Origin of the sequence: Pollutibacter soli, from assembly GCA_029269725.1 — a bacterium.
In the GTDB taxonomy this organism is placed as follows: domain Bacteria; phylum Bacteroidota; class Bacteroidia; order Chitinophagales; family Chitinophagaceae; genus Pollutibacter; species Pollutibacter soli.
Genome location: JARJHS010000001.1, coordinates 1,084,020 through 1,099,650 on the forward strand (window position 1 = coordinate 1,084,020; position 15,631 = coordinate 1,099,650).

Annotated in this window: 10 protein-coding genes; 3 read left to right on the forward strand and 7 right to left on the reverse strand. The window is 43.0% G+C overall.

The features are described from left to right. Positions 1-39 precede the first annotated feature (39 nt). The gene (locus tag P2W82_RS04390) at positions 40-216 is read left to right on the forward strand and encodes a hypothetical protein (RefSeq protein ID WP_336514626.1); all 177 of its coding nucleotides are present in this window, start codon (positions 40-42) and stop codon (positions 214-216) included. A 598-nt stretch (positions 217-814) separates the two neighbouring features. On the opposite strand, the gene P2W82_RS04395 is transcribed toward P2W82_RS04390, so the two are convergent. From P2W82_RS04395 to P2W82_RS04405, 3 genes are read right to left on the reverse strand one after another with little or no spacing between them, the layout of a single operon-like run. After that, complete coding sequence (locus P2W82_RS04395; protein WP_336514627.1) at positions 815-2,254, reverse strand: Gfo/Idh/MocA family protein; 1,440 nt, start codon at positions 2,252-2,254, stop codon at positions 815-817. Positions 2,255-2,289: 35 nt separating this feature from the next. After that, on the reverse strand, positions 2,290-2,961 hold the full coding sequence (locus P2W82_RS04400) for a gluconate 2-dehydrogenase subunit 3 family protein (protein WP_336514628.1): 672 nt from the start codon (positions 2,959-2,961) through the stop codon (positions 2,290-2,292). A gap of 46 nt (positions 2,962-3,007) precedes the next feature. After that, the gene (locus tag P2W82_RS04405; RefSeq protein ID WP_336514629.1) at positions 3,008-4,747 is read right to left on the reverse strand and encodes a GMC family oxidoreductase; all 1,740 of its coding nucleotides are present in this window, start codon (positions 4,745-4,747) and stop codon (positions 3,008-3,010) included. 185 nt (positions 4,748-4,932) lie between these two features. On the opposite strand from P2W82_RS04405, the gene P2W82_RS04410 reads away from it, so the two are divergent. After that, positions 4,933-7,098, forward strand: coding sequence for a S9 family peptidase (locus tag P2W82_RS04410; protein WP_336514630.1), 2,166 nt, complete (start codon positions 4,933-4,935; stop codon positions 7,096-7,098). A 28-nt stretch (positions 7,099-7,126) separates the two neighbouring features. Then, complete coding sequence (locus tag P2W82_RS04415; protein ID WP_336514631.1) at positions 7,127-9,385, forward strand: patatin-like phospholipase family protein; 2,259 nt, start codon at positions 7,127-7,129, stop codon at positions 9,383-9,385. A gap of 28 nt (positions 9,386-9,413) precedes the next feature. Here the strand turns inward: P2W82_RS04415 and P2W82_RS04420 are convergent, their stop codons facing one another. The 4 genes from P2W82_RS04420 to P2W82_RS04435 form a co-directional block, all read right to left on the reverse strand. After that, on the reverse strand, positions 9,414-10,466 hold the full coding sequence (locus tag P2W82_RS04420) for an arginase family protein (protein ID WP_336514632.1): 1,053 nt from the start codon (positions 10,464-10,466) through the stop codon (positions 9,414-9,416). Between the two features lie 24 nt (positions 10,467-10,490). Continuing rightward, complete coding sequence (locus P2W82_RS04425) at positions 10,491-12,518, reverse strand: site-specific recombinase (RefSeq protein WP_336514633.1); 2,028 nt, start codon at positions 12,516-12,518, stop codon at positions 10,491-10,493. Between the two features lie 143 nt (positions 12,519-12,661). After that, complete coding sequence (hutI, locus tag P2W82_RS04430; RefSeq protein WP_336514634.1) at positions 12,662-13,906, reverse strand: imidazolonepropionase; 1,245 nt, start codon at positions 13,904-13,906, stop codon at positions 12,662-12,664. A 27-nt stretch (positions 13,907-13,933) separates the two neighbouring features. After that, positions 13,934-15,367, reverse strand: a complete 1,434-nt coding sequence (locus P2W82_RS04435) for a UDP-N-acetylmuramate--L-alanine ligase (protein WP_336514635.1) — start codon at positions 15,365-15,367, stop codon at positions 13,934-13,936. Between the last annotated feature and the right edge of the window lie 264 nt (positions 15,368-15,631).

Sequence of the window (15,631 nt, forward strand, 5' to 3'; positions counted from 1 at the left end):
TCAAAATAATTTTAGATATTTGACCCGTTAAAATTCTATATGGATAAAAGAATTTCTACCCTGATATTTTTGTTCGTGATATATTTTATCGTGGCATTGACCATGACGTTATTTACACCCGTGCAGCAGGTACTCACTTTCCTGTTCTATAGTTTTACCGGATTGTTGCTGTTTTTTTTATTTTTCTTCCTGTGGATGTTACACAGGAAAGACTAAGAACCAATACCAACTGTAATAGAAAATCCTGCCTTGTGCAGGATTTTCGCATTATATGAGGATTGCATAAAATATTCAGAACGACTTCTATATAATTGCTTTACTCAAATTTTAATTTATAAGTGTCGGCAATTCGTTATTCGCGAACTGGCCTTCGGCCTTCAATCAATCGCCTTCGGCGAGTCGAACAACCTTCACGCGGAGGACGCAATGGAAATACACGCAAAGTCCCCGGAGGAAATTCAAAAAACAATTGCAATTGAAAAATCTAACAACTATAAACTTCTCCGCGTACTCCGCGGGCTGTTTCTTCGCGTACTCCGCGTGATTCATTTGAATCTCGCCGCAGGCGATTCAGAGATATGCGAGTCCTGCTTCGCGGGTGCGGTCGATTTGGTATGCTGTCGATAAAACGCGAAGCAGAGACCCGCATAAAGAAGGCCGGATTTCTCCGGCCCGTAGTTGCTGTGTGCTAAGTAATGACTTATAAAAGATACTGATGGATATCTGTGATAAGAGAAAGATACAAAAAGTACCCAAAAATTTCCAGAGATTTTAAGCTCTCCATTCGGCTTTCACTATCGTCGTTCGTAGCTTCTTACATCACCAGTTTCCAACCATCCCTGTAATCTCTCTTCACAAACTGGTTCGCCTCATCGAAGTTCGTAATCTTCATGTTCTTCGCATCCCAGAGTAATTTTTTTCTTCCGAGATATTTGTCTTCCCAACCTTTCAGATTCGGATTCTGCATCATCCAGCTGCGGATAGCGAGATTACCAATCAGGATACTTTCAGTGAAAGGACCGGCAAATTCAAACGGCGAACTCGTTTTTCCTTTTCCATATCCATCAATAGCGGCATTCACCCACTGTACATAGTGTCCTTCAGGTACGCGTTTGATGGTTTCTTTTGGTAATGTTTTTTCTTTCATCAGTTTTGTAGGCAACAATCTTGGGTTTGCTCCATAACAATCTGCGAGCAGTTTTCCTTTTGTTCCAACAAATAAAACACCACCATCCCAGTTACCAAAAGCTTCTTCCGGCTTCAGTTCATCAGGACGCTCAGGCAACAGGCCTCCATCGTGCCAGGACACTTTTACATTTCCTTTTCCATCTTTTCTTGGATAGTTAAGATGTATGATTGATGCAGGAGGACAGCTGTCAAGATAGGGTTTGTCGTTCCACATTTCACGCCAGATAGTAACTACACTACACTCAACTTCGGTAGGATAATCAATCGGTAAGCAGCGGAACACCGGATCCATAATATGACAAGCCATGTCGCCCAGTGCGCCTGTACCAAATGCCCACCATCCGCGCCAGTTGAATGGCAGGTATGCAGGATTATATTCCATTTGTTTTGCAGGGCCGAGCCAGAGATCCCAGTTGAGTTCTTTCGGAACTTCAAAACTTCCTGTAGGCGTTGGTATACCTTGTGGCCATACAGGTCTGTTCGTCCAGCAATCCACTTTATAAACATCTCCGATCAAACCGGCATTGATGATTTCCTGTGTTCTGCGAACGCCATCGCCGGAACCACCCTGGTTACCCATCTGTGTAACCACTTTGTATTTTTTAGCCGCTTCAGTTAAAATTCGCGCTTCATAGATGTCGTGTGTAAGCGGTTTTTGTACATACACGTGCTTACCCAGTTGCATAGCCGCTAAAGCTGCGACAGCGTGTGTATTATCAGGCGTTGATACACTTACAGCATCTATATTGTTTTTTTCTTTTTCCAGCATCTCCCTGAAATCCTTGTAGTAGGTCGCTTTAGGGAAACGCTCGCGGGATTTGACCGCCTGGCGATCATCAACGTCAACAAGACTTACAATTCTTGCTTTCGGACTCTTTGCAAACTCCGCAAGATCACTTTCCCCTTTTCCACCGGCACCAATACCTGCGATATTGAGCTGGTCACTCGGAGGAATATATCCTTTTCCTAAAACATTCCGGGGTACAATAGTAAATGCTGCGAGGCCCATAGATGCATCACGGATAAACTGACGACGCTCGTATCTGTTCTTTTTTTGCTTTGACATAGCTGGATCATTGATTTTTTTATCTGCTAATAATATCAATCGAATTTTACAGTCTCATTAAGTTCTTTCTCTGAGTAGGCAAGATTATACTGCTTCAATACATCATCCGGAACACCTTTCCATTGGTTCGGAGTATTGCCAACATAACCCAGATCTTTCACGCCGATTTCAGAAGTATAAAAACCGGTTACCGTCAGGTTGCGCATCAATGTAAAAAATGCAACGCCTTGTTCGAGACCCGGTTTTACTTTTTTGGGATACGCGATATCATCCACGATCGCGATACGCTGTTCGGGTGTGATATCAGTAAATGATTTCTGATAACGTTTGTATGTTTCAAGTTCAAGCCAGCGAAGTCCTCCTCGCATGGGTGTTTTGTGACTGGGCTGATCTTTTACAATAAACTCGATGAATTCAGGAACTTTTGCGTCAGTGGCACTACCGCTGACTTCATCTTTTGGTACGATGATGTCTGCAAGAACGGTGATGATCGCCATTTCTGCAGGAGTGAAATAAGTATATGAAGTAACTTCTTCGTACTGCTTTATCTCCTGAGGCTGCCTGTCCAGCGTAAATCCACCAGGTGCGGCTTTTGCATCTGCTTTCGCAGCTGTTTCAGCACCATCTTTTGGTTTACAGGCATCAAGCAATACACCTGCAGAAAGGGTTCCTACGGCAAGGGTTTTTAACGATTTTCTCCTGTCCACAATAATGAGTATTTAAAGTGATAAAAGATTGTAGCATTTAAAATGATCAGGCGATGTTTTTCTTTTTCATCTGATCAACGAGGTATTCCGAAGCGCGCATAGAAAGTGCGAGGATCGTCCAGGTGATGTTTTTATCCGCCTGAGAGGTGAAGGCCGCGCCGTCAACCACAAATAGATTTTTACAATCATGTGCCTGGTTGTATCCGTTCAGAACCGAAGTCTTTGGATTAGAGCCCATCCTTGCAGTACCCGCTTCGTGAATAATTTTACCAGGAGATTCGAGACCATAATTGTTGTCCGGTCCGTCATCACCCCAGGTGATCACTGCTCCCATGCCATGCATGATTTCTTTAAATGTCTCCTTCATGTGTTTGGCCTGTTTGATTTCATAATCCGTATACTTAACATTGAAACGAAGTACCGGTATACCATATTTGTCAACCACGTTGGGATCGATTTCACAATAATTAGATTCAAGCGCAATTGCTTCTCCCCTTCCTGCCATACCTACACCTGCACCATAGAAAAAGCGGACATCTTCTTTCAGCGATGCGCCATAGCCACCCGCTTCTTTTTTCTTCCCGTTAACCGGATAGGAACCATTCTGTCCTTCAATACCCATCCCGAATCCATATGCCGGCTGCCCCATTCCGCCCCAGTATTCAATATGATAACCTCTTGGGAAATCGAGCTTCTTATTGTCTCCCCACCAGGGTGAGTATACGTGCATACCACCGACTCCATCTTCGTTGTAACGTTTTCTACCGAAGAGCTGCGGAAGATAACCTCCCATTGCTGCGCCGGTAGAATCATGCAGGTATTTACCAACCACATTGCTGCTGTTGGCAAGACCGTTCGGATATCTTGAAGATTTGGAATTAAGCAAAAGCCTTGACGATTCGCAGGCGCTTGCAGCGAGGATCACTGAACGACCAAAAACCTGGTATTCAGATAAATCATTTTTATCGACATAAGATACACCAGTGGCGAGTCCGTTGCTATCGGTCAAAACTTCACGGGCCATGGCATTGTTGATGACCGTGAGGTTTCCTGTTTTCATCGCTGGAAGAACCAGTACAGAGGAGGAAGAGAAATCGGCGTGAACAGTACAACCCCTGTTACACTGAGAACAGTAAAAGCACTGCCCGCGATCATCATTTATTTTTTTGGTAAGAATCGACAAACGGGAAGGGATAACCGGAACACCCATTTTGGTAGCGGAATTCTTGATCATCAGCTCGTGCAGCCTGGGCTTTGGAGGAGGAAGAAAAATACCGTCGGGCTCATTATCAATTCCTTCCACAGAACCGAACACACCGATCAACTTGTCTATACGATCATAGTATGGTTTAATATCGTCATAGCTGATGGGCCAGTCTTCTCCAAGCCCGTCGATACTGCGTCTTTTAAAATCTTTTGGTCCGAAGCGAAGTGATATCCGGCCCCAGTGATTGGTACGTCCCCCAAGCATACGTGCACGCCACCAGTCCCACTGTGTGCCTTTTGCCGTCGTATAAGGTTCACCATCAATCTGCCAGCCCCAATAGCTGGCATCGAAATCACCGAAAGGTCTGAAAGCTGTACTCGCACCGCGCCTGGGCGATTCCCAGGGATTCTTTAATTGTGTAACATTCTTTGCCGGATCATACATCGGGCCTGCTTCGATCAGGCATACCTTTAATCCTTCTTTCGAAAGGATATAGGCGGCCATTCCACCACCCGCTCCTGAACCGACAATTACTGCATCAAACTTTTCTGCATTCTTTTTAACCTGGAAATCTGGCATGAGAAGAGAAATTGTATTTATAAGAAGAAATGAATCTGTTTAAAAAATTACGATTGCCGAAAATAGAAAATCATTGTAAAAATGAAGGTGAAAATCAGGTAAGCAGGAAAATTACAGAATAAAATGATTCATGCAATTATAATAAGCATCGTATATTTCAGATTTTATATAAATGAATTTTATAGATGTATTTTTCAAACGGTTTTGTCATTAAACAACTCTATCGCCCATATATTCTGACCGTTGCTATACTCTTTCTTTCCTTCATTTCCTGTAAAGACAAGCCGGATGTCAAAGCAGATCAGGCTGTTGAGCCGAGAGCAAAAAAAATCGCAGACACTTTTCGTGAACACGGTAAAGAACGCATAGATTTTTATAAGTGGTTGAGCAACCCTGATGATTCCGCTGTAATTCAGCAACTGGAAGCAGAAAATAATTATGTTGAACAATATCTGAAGCATACGGCGGCTTTGCAGGACACGATCTACAATGAACTGGTGAGCAGGATAGAGCAGGATTACACATCTCTTCCTGAAAAATCCAATGGCTATTGGTACTATACCCGATATGAGCAGGGTAAACAGTATCCCCTGTACTGCAGAAAAAAAGAAACGACTGCTGCTCCGGAGGAAATCATACTGAATGTAAACGACCTCGCCGAAGGATATGAGTTTTATTCGGTATATGGAAGAGAAATCAGCAGAGATAATCAATGGCTGGCTTATGCAGAAGATACTACGGGTGGAAGGCAGTGCCGTGGTCAGTTTTTTAATCTGAAAACGCAAACTTACTCGCCCGAAAAATTAGCGGATATCAGTGGGGATTTTGCCTGGTCGGATGATAACAAGACAATTTATTATGTTACAAACGATCATACCGTCCGGCCCTGTAAAGTATGGAAACACGTTTTAGGCACAGATCCTGGGCGTGATCAATTGTTGTATACGGAAACGGACAGCACTTTCAATGTTTCCGTATCTGCTTCCCAGAATCATAAATTCATTTTTATTATTTCCGGAAGTACAAACACAACCGAGGCGAGGTATTTACCTGCAGACAATCCTGATGCCGCTCCTGTGCTCATTCAGCAACGCAAAAAAGATCTTCTCTATTACCCTGATTATTTTGATGGTGATCAGTTTGTAATTTTTAATAATGACAAAGCAAAGAATTTCAAGTTATCTCAGACACCTGTTGCATCAACTGGAATAAACTCATGGAAAGACATTGTTCCTGTGCAGGATTCGGGCCTGTTGGTATCTTTTGAAATGTTCCGCGATTACCTGGTAATACAACATACGGTGAAAGGTCTTGCAGTTGTTACAGTAATGAACCGGAAAGATAACAGTTCGTATAAAATAGATTTTGGCGAGCAATCGTATGTCGCTTACGTTGAGTCAGCCACAGACCAATTTGACCAGGACAGTATACGTTACAGTTATACCTCATTAACCACTCCATCTTCCGACTATACTTTCAATCTTTCAACCAAAGAAAAAAAATTGCTGAAGCAACAAAAAGTCGGCGGAAACTATGACGCTTCCTTATACCAGACTGAAAGAATCTGGGCACCTGCCACAGATGGCGTGCTTGTTCCGGTTTCACTGGTATACAGGAAAAATCTTTTCAAAAAAGATGGGAGCAATCCGATGTTACTATATGCCTATGGATCGTATGGATATAGTACAGATGCTGATTTTGATGCCTCTGTCATTTCATTACTTGATCGTGGTTTTGTATACGCAATTGCGCATATCCGCGGTGGCCAGGAAATGGGCAGGTATTGGTATGAAGATGGTCGTCAATTAAAAAAGAAAAATACGTTTACTGATTTCATTGATTGCGCAGCTTTTCTTGAAAAAGAAAAATATACTTCCGCAGATCGCATGTTTGCCAATGGTGGAAGCGCCGGTGGAATGCTGATGGGCGCCATTACGAACCTTCGGCCGGAATTATTCAAAGGTATCCTGGCAGAAGTTCCGTGGATGGATGTGATCACCGATATGTACAATCCCAATCTTCCATTGACAACACTCGAGTATGAAGAATGGGGCGATCCGCATGATGATGCTTTTTACAGCTATATGCTGAGTTGGTCACCTTACGACAATATTAAGCCAACAAAGTTTCCTGCAATATTGGCTACGGGTGGATTGAATGACACGCAGGTACCTTACTATTCTCCGGCAAAATGGGTTCAGAAAATCAGGGATAATAATACCGGCGATGCGCCTGTTTTATTCAAATGCAATATGGGCGCGGGTCATGGTGGTGCATCGGGAAGATTTGAACGACAGAAACTGACCGCATTGAAATATGCATTCATGATCGATCAGCTGAACAGTAAATAGTAAAACATAAACAGGTCTTCATTACATTATGATGAAGCAATTCAAATTCAACCTGATCCTTCTCGTGGCCTTTTGCTCGCAGGCAAATGATGCATTCTGCCAGGATATCAAAGGCAAGAGACCGAAAATTGGTGTGACACTCAGTGGCGGTGGCGCCAAAGGACTTGCTCATATCGGAATTTTAAAAGCGATCGATTCCGCCGGTATCAAAGTGGACTATTTAACGGGAACGAGTATGGGCAGTATTGTCGGAGCACTTTATGCGATTGGATATTCCGGAAAACAGATTGAAGAAATGGCCGGTGACATGGATTGGAGTACTCTCCTCACCAATCAATCCAACCAGGATGAAATCATCATGGAAGAAAAAGAAGAGTATGGAAAATATGCTGTTGAAATACCTTACCGTAGCGGTAAATTCAAAATAAAAACAGGGATACTGGAGTCGGAAGAGTTATGGTTAAAATTATCGAATGTATTTTATCCGGTTTTCGGTATCAAGGATTTCAACCAGTTTAGTATTCCATTCAAATGTATTGCCACAAATGCTGCCAATGGCCAGGCTGTTGTTTTGGACAAAGGAGAAATCGTTACGGCTGTACGATCAAGTATGGCCATACCATCTATATTTACTGCAGTTCGATTGGACAGTATGAAGCTGGTAGATGGAGGCGTAGTGCGGAATTTTCCGGTGGAAGACGTCAAAGCAATGGGTGCTGATTTTGTTATCGGTGTGAATGTGTCCGCAGGTTTAGCCCCCACCTCCCAACTGAATAATCCGATTGCTATCCTGATGAATGCAGTGTTTTTTAAAGCAGCAGAAGATGCAAAAAAAGAAATTCCGTTATGTGATATCTATATCCCGATGCCGGTCGAAAATTTTTCTACCGGGTCTTTCAACAGGTCGGCAGCAATCATCGATACAGGTGTTGACGTAGGAAACAGGCTATATCCGATGTTTAAGAAATTGAAAGATTCATTGGATGCTATCTACGGATACCAACCGCCTCCGGGTCCCCGCCTTCCGGAAATAAAAGAAGTTCTGATTTCAGAAGTTGAAATTGAAGGATTGGTCAAAACAAGTAAGGAATTTTTCCTGGAGTTTATGGGTTTCGAACTTAATAAAGAGTACGGCCCTGACGATATTGGATTAATGATCAGGCGTGGCTTTGGTCACCGGTATTATGATCGCATTACTTATGAACTGGAATCACTGCCCGACGGAAAAACAAAAATTAAATTTTTAGTTTCTGAGAATCCACTGGCCACAGCGAAGATGAGTGTTCACTTTAATAAATTCAGTGGGCTCGCATTGATCGTAAACTTTACGATTCGCAACCTTATTACTGATGCTTCGCGTTCACTGATCACTGCAAACCTCGGGGAACGACTGCGGGCTCGAGCAGAACATATGGAGTTTTTTGGAAAACATAAAAATTTTGCAACAAAACTTTCTGCTTATTATGAATTCCTGGACTTTACTTCATACCAGAATTATTCGGAAACCGGGATATACCGACAGCGATATTTTAATGTAGACTTTCATGCGATGTATTCGATGGACTATCGGTTTACCATCGGTCTTGGTTCAAGATATGAATACCTGGATTATACTCCGTCGATAAAAGCTTATATCGATGCCAAGGGAAGAACCAGGTTTTTCACATCGTACCTGATGTTCAAGTACAATACTGTTGATCGAAAAATCTATCCGCGACGAGGTATGCGCGGAGATGCTTCGGTAGAATGGGTATATGGTCAGAAAGGAAATATCGTGCTGCTGCAGAATGGTCAGGAGATTCTGAATACGGATACCATTTCGTTAGAAGACAAAAACTATCTGAGGACTAATTTTTATCTCGAAGGATACATACCTGTTGGTCAGCGTGGAACAATTACAGCGCTTGCTGAGTCAGGAATGAATTACGATTACAATTTGTTTTTTCAGAATGATTATTACATCGGCGGTCTTACCAGGCAGTTCAGAAACCAGGTGGTGTTCGCTGGCTATCCTGAAGGAGTAAATACTACATCCAGCTACGCATCACTTCAGTTGGGTTATCGTTTTCAGTTATTCAATAACCTGTTCCTGATCTGGCGATCCAATGCCATGTTTTACGATCTGCTCGATCATCAATACCTGGATGTCAAATCCAGTTTTCTTTCCGGGCACGCACTCAGTATAGGATATCTTTCGATTATTGGGCCGATTGAATTCAGTGTGATGTACGGGGATCAGTCAAAACAATTTCAGACCTATATCAATATTGGCTTTTCGTTTTATTAGACCTACCAGTCTCTAAGACGTGTCAGGTTTAATCCAAGGACGCTTTTACGAAATCCGCAACAAGATATGCCGGAAGTTTTCCCATCAGCGGATCAAGTATACCCTGTTGAAGCATCATCGCTCCTTCGCAAATATGAACATACCCGGTTTTGCCATGATGCCCTGCGAAACACATATACTGTCTGGCATGCATAACCGAAATGCCCGATGGAGAAGATGCACTGGAAGGAATGCGTTCGACTGCGTCCAGGTCCAGCTCAACACCGGTGATATTATCATCAGTAAAGCTGAACGCCTGGGCGACCGCCTGCGTGAAATTTAAACGTTCCTGCAGGAAAATATCTTCATAAAAAACATACTGCGCATTGATATTGCTGTACAAATCATCAAGCATGCTTTGCGGGTTGTAATTTTCATGCAACCCGATTACCGCATATTTACCGAGATAAGATTCCTCCATCGCATATCGGAAACCGTTACCACTATGACGCCCTTCCATGATCCGGTAGTCTGCATGCGCATCGACATTGACGGCATTTATTTTTGATTGCGGAATGTTACCCGATTTTGCCAGCGCTTTTGCTGTTCCTTTGATCAGCGGGTAGCAATTGTTGTGACCACCACCGATAGCTATCGGGATCTTTCCCGCTGCCACAATCATCTTCACAAATTCTTCCACTGATTCATCGATAATATTCGCCACTGCGTGACGACAGGCATCTACCTTTTCTTCCTGGCTTTTGGAATTGTTATTGATCACATCGAGTACCTCACTAAAATCAAAATGCCCGGCGAGTAAAACCTCCGGGCCATTGAATTTATCCGTACTCTGGATATTTACAAAAGAAGGGAAAAACGCAGGCCATAATGTTTCAGTACCAGGAATCCCCTGATTGGCTATTACTCCAATGCATTCCGGGATTCCAAACAATACAAATTTTGCTGAAGAATTTCGTAGTTGCTCTGCGTAATTTTGATCCTGGTCAAATACCTTGAGCTTCTCGCCCAGCTTCGTTTCGTACCGTCGGAGTCGGGTATGATTGAGCAGGTCCTGCCTGTTGTAGAATTTGAAATATTTCAATGGCTTGCAATTTAGAAGATAAATTTAGATATCTGTTGTTTCAATCGTTTCAGAAATTCTTTTACGGGGACGAATAAAATCCAAAGGGTTAGCCTTAAAATATTTCCATAGAATCTGGAAAAACTCAGGGTACTCATTCAGCCTTATGCCACGGGAACGCACAGCTACAAAAAAGGCAAGTGTGAAGCTTACTAAAAAGTTGAAAAAGCCAATAGCAAGAATGCCAAAAAATACTATAAGCAAATATGACTTACCAATATGATCCCATCCGACGCCGTATAATCCTATGGAAGCATTACCTGCTGAAATTGTAATATGACGAATATCGAATGGAATACCAAAAATTTTTACTATTGAAGATGCCATACCTAAAAAAAATCCCAGCGTGATATTACCGATAAGGCTGCCAGCGTGTGAATCCCAATATGCAGCAATACTGGCAAGCCTGTTTTTTGATAGATTGAATCGAAGTAATGGATGCTGTATAATTCGTTCGCTAAGTTTACCGAATTTCATTTTGTTCTGTACATAGCCGGCAATGATGCCACTTAAAAACAGGAATACTCCGGTATTGCAGGCATACAACAATGAAAGGCTTTCCCATGGATGCTGAGCTTTCAGAAGCTCAAATGCTGCAGGTCCGGACGCAATTTTCTTTTTGAAAATCGCATCGAATGCCCAGGCCAGCAGGTACGTTCCCGGGAAAACTATCAGCAGATTACCGGCAAATGAAGCAATCTGACTGCGCGATACTTTTGAAATCGTTACAGCAAGATTATAAAGATTAGGTTGATGGTCAGCTTTCCGGGAATCCATAGAAACAGCAACAGCACTTGCAGTAAAGGCGGGCTGTTTGGTTGCCAGGGTGGATTTGGTTTCCTCTATAAATATAAAACCTAAGCTATAGTTTATACTGTAAGCAAAGCCTTGCCAGAACGGAGCCATCTTGAAAAAGGCCAGCAGATTTTTGAATACTGCAACAAAGCAAATGATCAATCCTCCGCCCATCGCACTATAAATCATCTTACGGTATTCCGCAGGCGAAGAAGTTATATAGCTGCTGCCCTTTCTGCTTTTTTGCTCTGCAATCTGGTAGGCCAGGTATCCGGTAGTTTGGGAAAGTAGTTCACGAATACTGTTTCTCCTCGTTTCATTTCTTACCACGTCTAAAAAATAATTCACTAACCGGGACATATTAAAACGCTGATCCGTGTCAATAAGATCAACGAGCAATAGCATACGTTCTATCTTTTGCTCCAGCTGGTATAAAATAAATGATTGAGCAAGGCTTGCGCCAAACTGATCGGAATTTTTTTTTATCTGATCGATTGTTTCACGACAGTATTTAAGCGCTGAGAGCAATTCTTCTGCTTTTTCATTTACTATCCATGGAGCTTCATTTTCATAACAGATTTTTAATTCCCGCAGCAGGTAAAGCTGAACCATAAAGGGGTTCGCTTTTTCATTTATGGGAAGATGGTCTGCCAGATCTTTCTCCCATCCAAGTTGTGCCACCCGTGCAGATAAAACTTCCAGCGATACCATTACCTGCCTTACCAGGCCGGACTCAGCACCACGAAAACTCAACCCGAGTAACTCAAAAAATTTCAGCCATGACTCACGCTCGATTTTTTCGACCCATTTGAAATCATAGCTCTTATAAAAAATAACATCGATTACATAAAGAAAATCATTCTGATTCGTGACCGGCGGGATAAACTTATGCTTAAGTCGTCCATACAATTCTTTACCGACACTACGTGACAGCGCCATTCCACTGTCAGTCAATGTGGGCACCATATCTGCATTGACCAGATTAATAAGTAATGCACGCCTTAGATTGGAAACAACACCTGGCTCTTCATAGAGGAGTTTCAATGTTAGCTGCATATTTGCTTCCGCATCATCAAATCTGCGAGCGCGCGGTCGGATCAATGCAATAAAATCTCTCAGGTAGGCAAGGCTGTTCGAGCGGTCCCCGGCGCGGATTTCAAGTTTATTGTCCCTGAAATGATATACCAGATTTGTTTTCCTTTTTGTCTGTTCAACCATAAAAAATACCTGTCACCAGCCGGGATGATTATTTCTAATCTGATTCCTGAAAGTTAATTACTATTTAAAGAAGGATCAGTATGAAAAAGTGATGCGGACAATATCTGTATTCCCACTGATAAAGATTCAATAACAAACTATGGTCATACAGGTTCACCGTTAAGTATCACTCTTTCAACAAGGTTTGAACCGAAGGCATAGGGAAGGTATGCAATTGAAGGAATTGGCTTTGTAATAATCAGATTTGCCTTCTTCCCAATGGTAATTGATCCGGTAATATGCCCAAGTTCGATAGCGTGGGCACCATTAATTGTTGCTGCATTGATGGCTTCTTCCGGAAGCATTTTCATCTGGATACAGGCCATTGATACTACCAGGTTCATATTACCGGAAGGCGCTGAGCCCGGATTGAAATCACTTGCCAGGGCTATGGCGCAGCCATGATCAATCAATTCCCTTGCAGGCTGAAACGGCATGCGCAGAAAAAATGCAGCGTTGGGTAACAGCGTGCCGATGGTGGAAGATCCGGCAAGTGTCTCGATAGCATTTTTATCCATTGTTTCCAGGTGATCGACACTGACAGCATTTAACTTAACGCCAACCTCAGTTCCACCGGAAACATTCAGCTGATTCGCATGAATTTTGGGTTTAAGTCCATAGCTGATGCCTGCACGACAGATCAATTCCGTTTCCTCCGGCGAGAAAAAGCCCCTTTCACAAAACACATCGACATAATCAGCAAGTTTATCTTTTGCAATTACCGGCAACATTTCGTTTACGATAAGATCGATATATCCCTGGTGATTATTCCTGAATTCCTGTGGATAAGTGTGCGCGCCAAGAAAAGTAGCTTTTACAGGAATATTTGCTTTTTCTTTAATTCTCTTTATTACACGAAGCATTTTCAATTCCGCCTCTACCGTTAAACCATAACCGCTTTTTATTTCGATAGCGCCCGTACCCAATCGCTTCAGTTCTTCAAGTCTTTTCCAAGCTTGATTAAACAGCTCGTCCTCGCCTGCATTACGGATTTTTTCTGCTGAATTCAGTATACCTCCTCCCCTTGCTGCAATTTCGGCATAGGTCATTCCTTTAATCTTATCGATAAATTCATTCTCTCTGCTGGCTGCAAATACTAGATGTGTATGGGAGTCGCACCATGCAGGCATTACCAATCCATGATGTGCCGGGATCACCTCGTTAAAATCATTCAGGCCATACTTCACCGGCAGTTCCTTCATCGTTCCGAAATCAGCTATATGATCATCTTCAACAACAAGAAATGCATTGTCTATGACAGGCAGATTGGCAAGTTCTGATCCACGAAGAACCGGTGAGTCCGGACGAACGCCGACAAGTTGTTTAACATCGGTAATTAATACAGCCATATGATTTTTTCCTGCTTTGGAAGTAATTTAAAGCTGTTCCCAAAACCAGGCAGCAAATTTTTCGAGCGAAGGATCGCGCGCTCCCATCAGCAGTACAACGCAATCATCGGTCAGATGTTCGCGGATGGCAGCAGGCAAATCTTTTCTATCAGAAACAAAATATGCATGACTGCCTTTTTCTTTCAGATCATTGATCAGGTCAGCCGCAGAAATGTCTTTTATCGCGGTACCTCCTGCATAAAAAATCTCACTCATCCAGATTTCATCCTCCCGCCTTAATACAGAAGAAATCTCATGCACAAAATCATTCCTCAGAAACTTCGTCGGTCCGTATCCGTGCGGTTGAAACCAGGCAATAACTTTTGGGGCCAAAGCCTGGCACGCAGCAATGGAACCGGCACATTTTACCGGATTGTGCGCATAATCATCGATCACCAGCACTCCATTCTTCTTTCCAAGCACCTGGTGCCTACGGTAAATGCCTTTATAGTCACTGACTGCTTCCGCTGCCGTCCCGAGGCTCACACCAATTACATTTGCCACTGCCGCTGCAGCTAACGCATTTTCCATATTGATCTTCCCGATCGTATGAATCACAAAAGGAGTTTCGTTAATCCGGAAACGACTGCTCAATCCGTCCGGATGAAAAAAGTCAGCATTGTAGCCTGCCCTGATATGCGGATCAGCAGAAAAATCTCTCCCGGCATCTACACCCAGTGATGCAGCCAACGGATGGGACCGGTTAACAATAAACTGTGCACTGTTGTTTTTAAAAATGCCAAACACCTTCATCAGTTCATCCAGGTCTTTATGATCTTTATCGACATTGAGCAGCACCCCGATGGCAGGTTTATACTGCACAATTGAACCGTCACTTTCGTCAGCTTCTATCACCAACCATTCTCCTTTACCGACTGCAGCATTTCCTATTTTGCCCTGCTCGATTAGCGAAATCAACCCGGCACCGCTGATGATGCCTGGTTGCAGCCCCGCATGAAGTAAAATATCATACAGCATGCCCGCCGTCGTACTCTTTCCTGAGGTTCCGCCAATAGCAATTGTTTTCTTCGTTTCGGCTATCCGTGCCAGCAATTCGCTCCTTTTCAGAATCGGAATGTTGAGTTCACGTGTTTTAATGACTTCCGGAACCGTCTCCTCAATCGCAGTGGATACGACTACAAGATCAGTATCCGCAGTTATTCCGTCTCCATTCTGTTCGAAACATCTGATACCTTCTGCTTCCAGTTTATCTCTTGTTTCGTTAAACACGCCCGGCTGAAAATAACGATCAGAACCACTGACGATTTTACCGCTTCCATGCAGGTATTGTGCTATCGCACTCATTCCCGTACCCGCGATACCGATAAAAAATATCTTCTGAAAAGGCAATGGATTATCAGGCATAAGCAGCCAAAGATAGTGAGAAGTAAGAAGTATGGAGTAGGAAGGGAACAGCCACATAGTAAGCCGGCAGAAGGCAAAAGGAACAGATAATACGGGTTATTTCTTCCGGCATTTAGTATTCTGTATTCCCTTCAGGCAACAGATAACGGATTCACAATTGTTCGTTTCAAACTTGTAAGTAGAAGTTGAGGAACAATTGAAATTATTGAAACACCTGAATTCAATACTTCTGTTTCGAAATTTTCCATCGGACCAGTTGGATTGCAAGGCCTGGGGCCTTTTAAGAACAATGGACCGCAACCTTTTCAAACTATCAGCTGG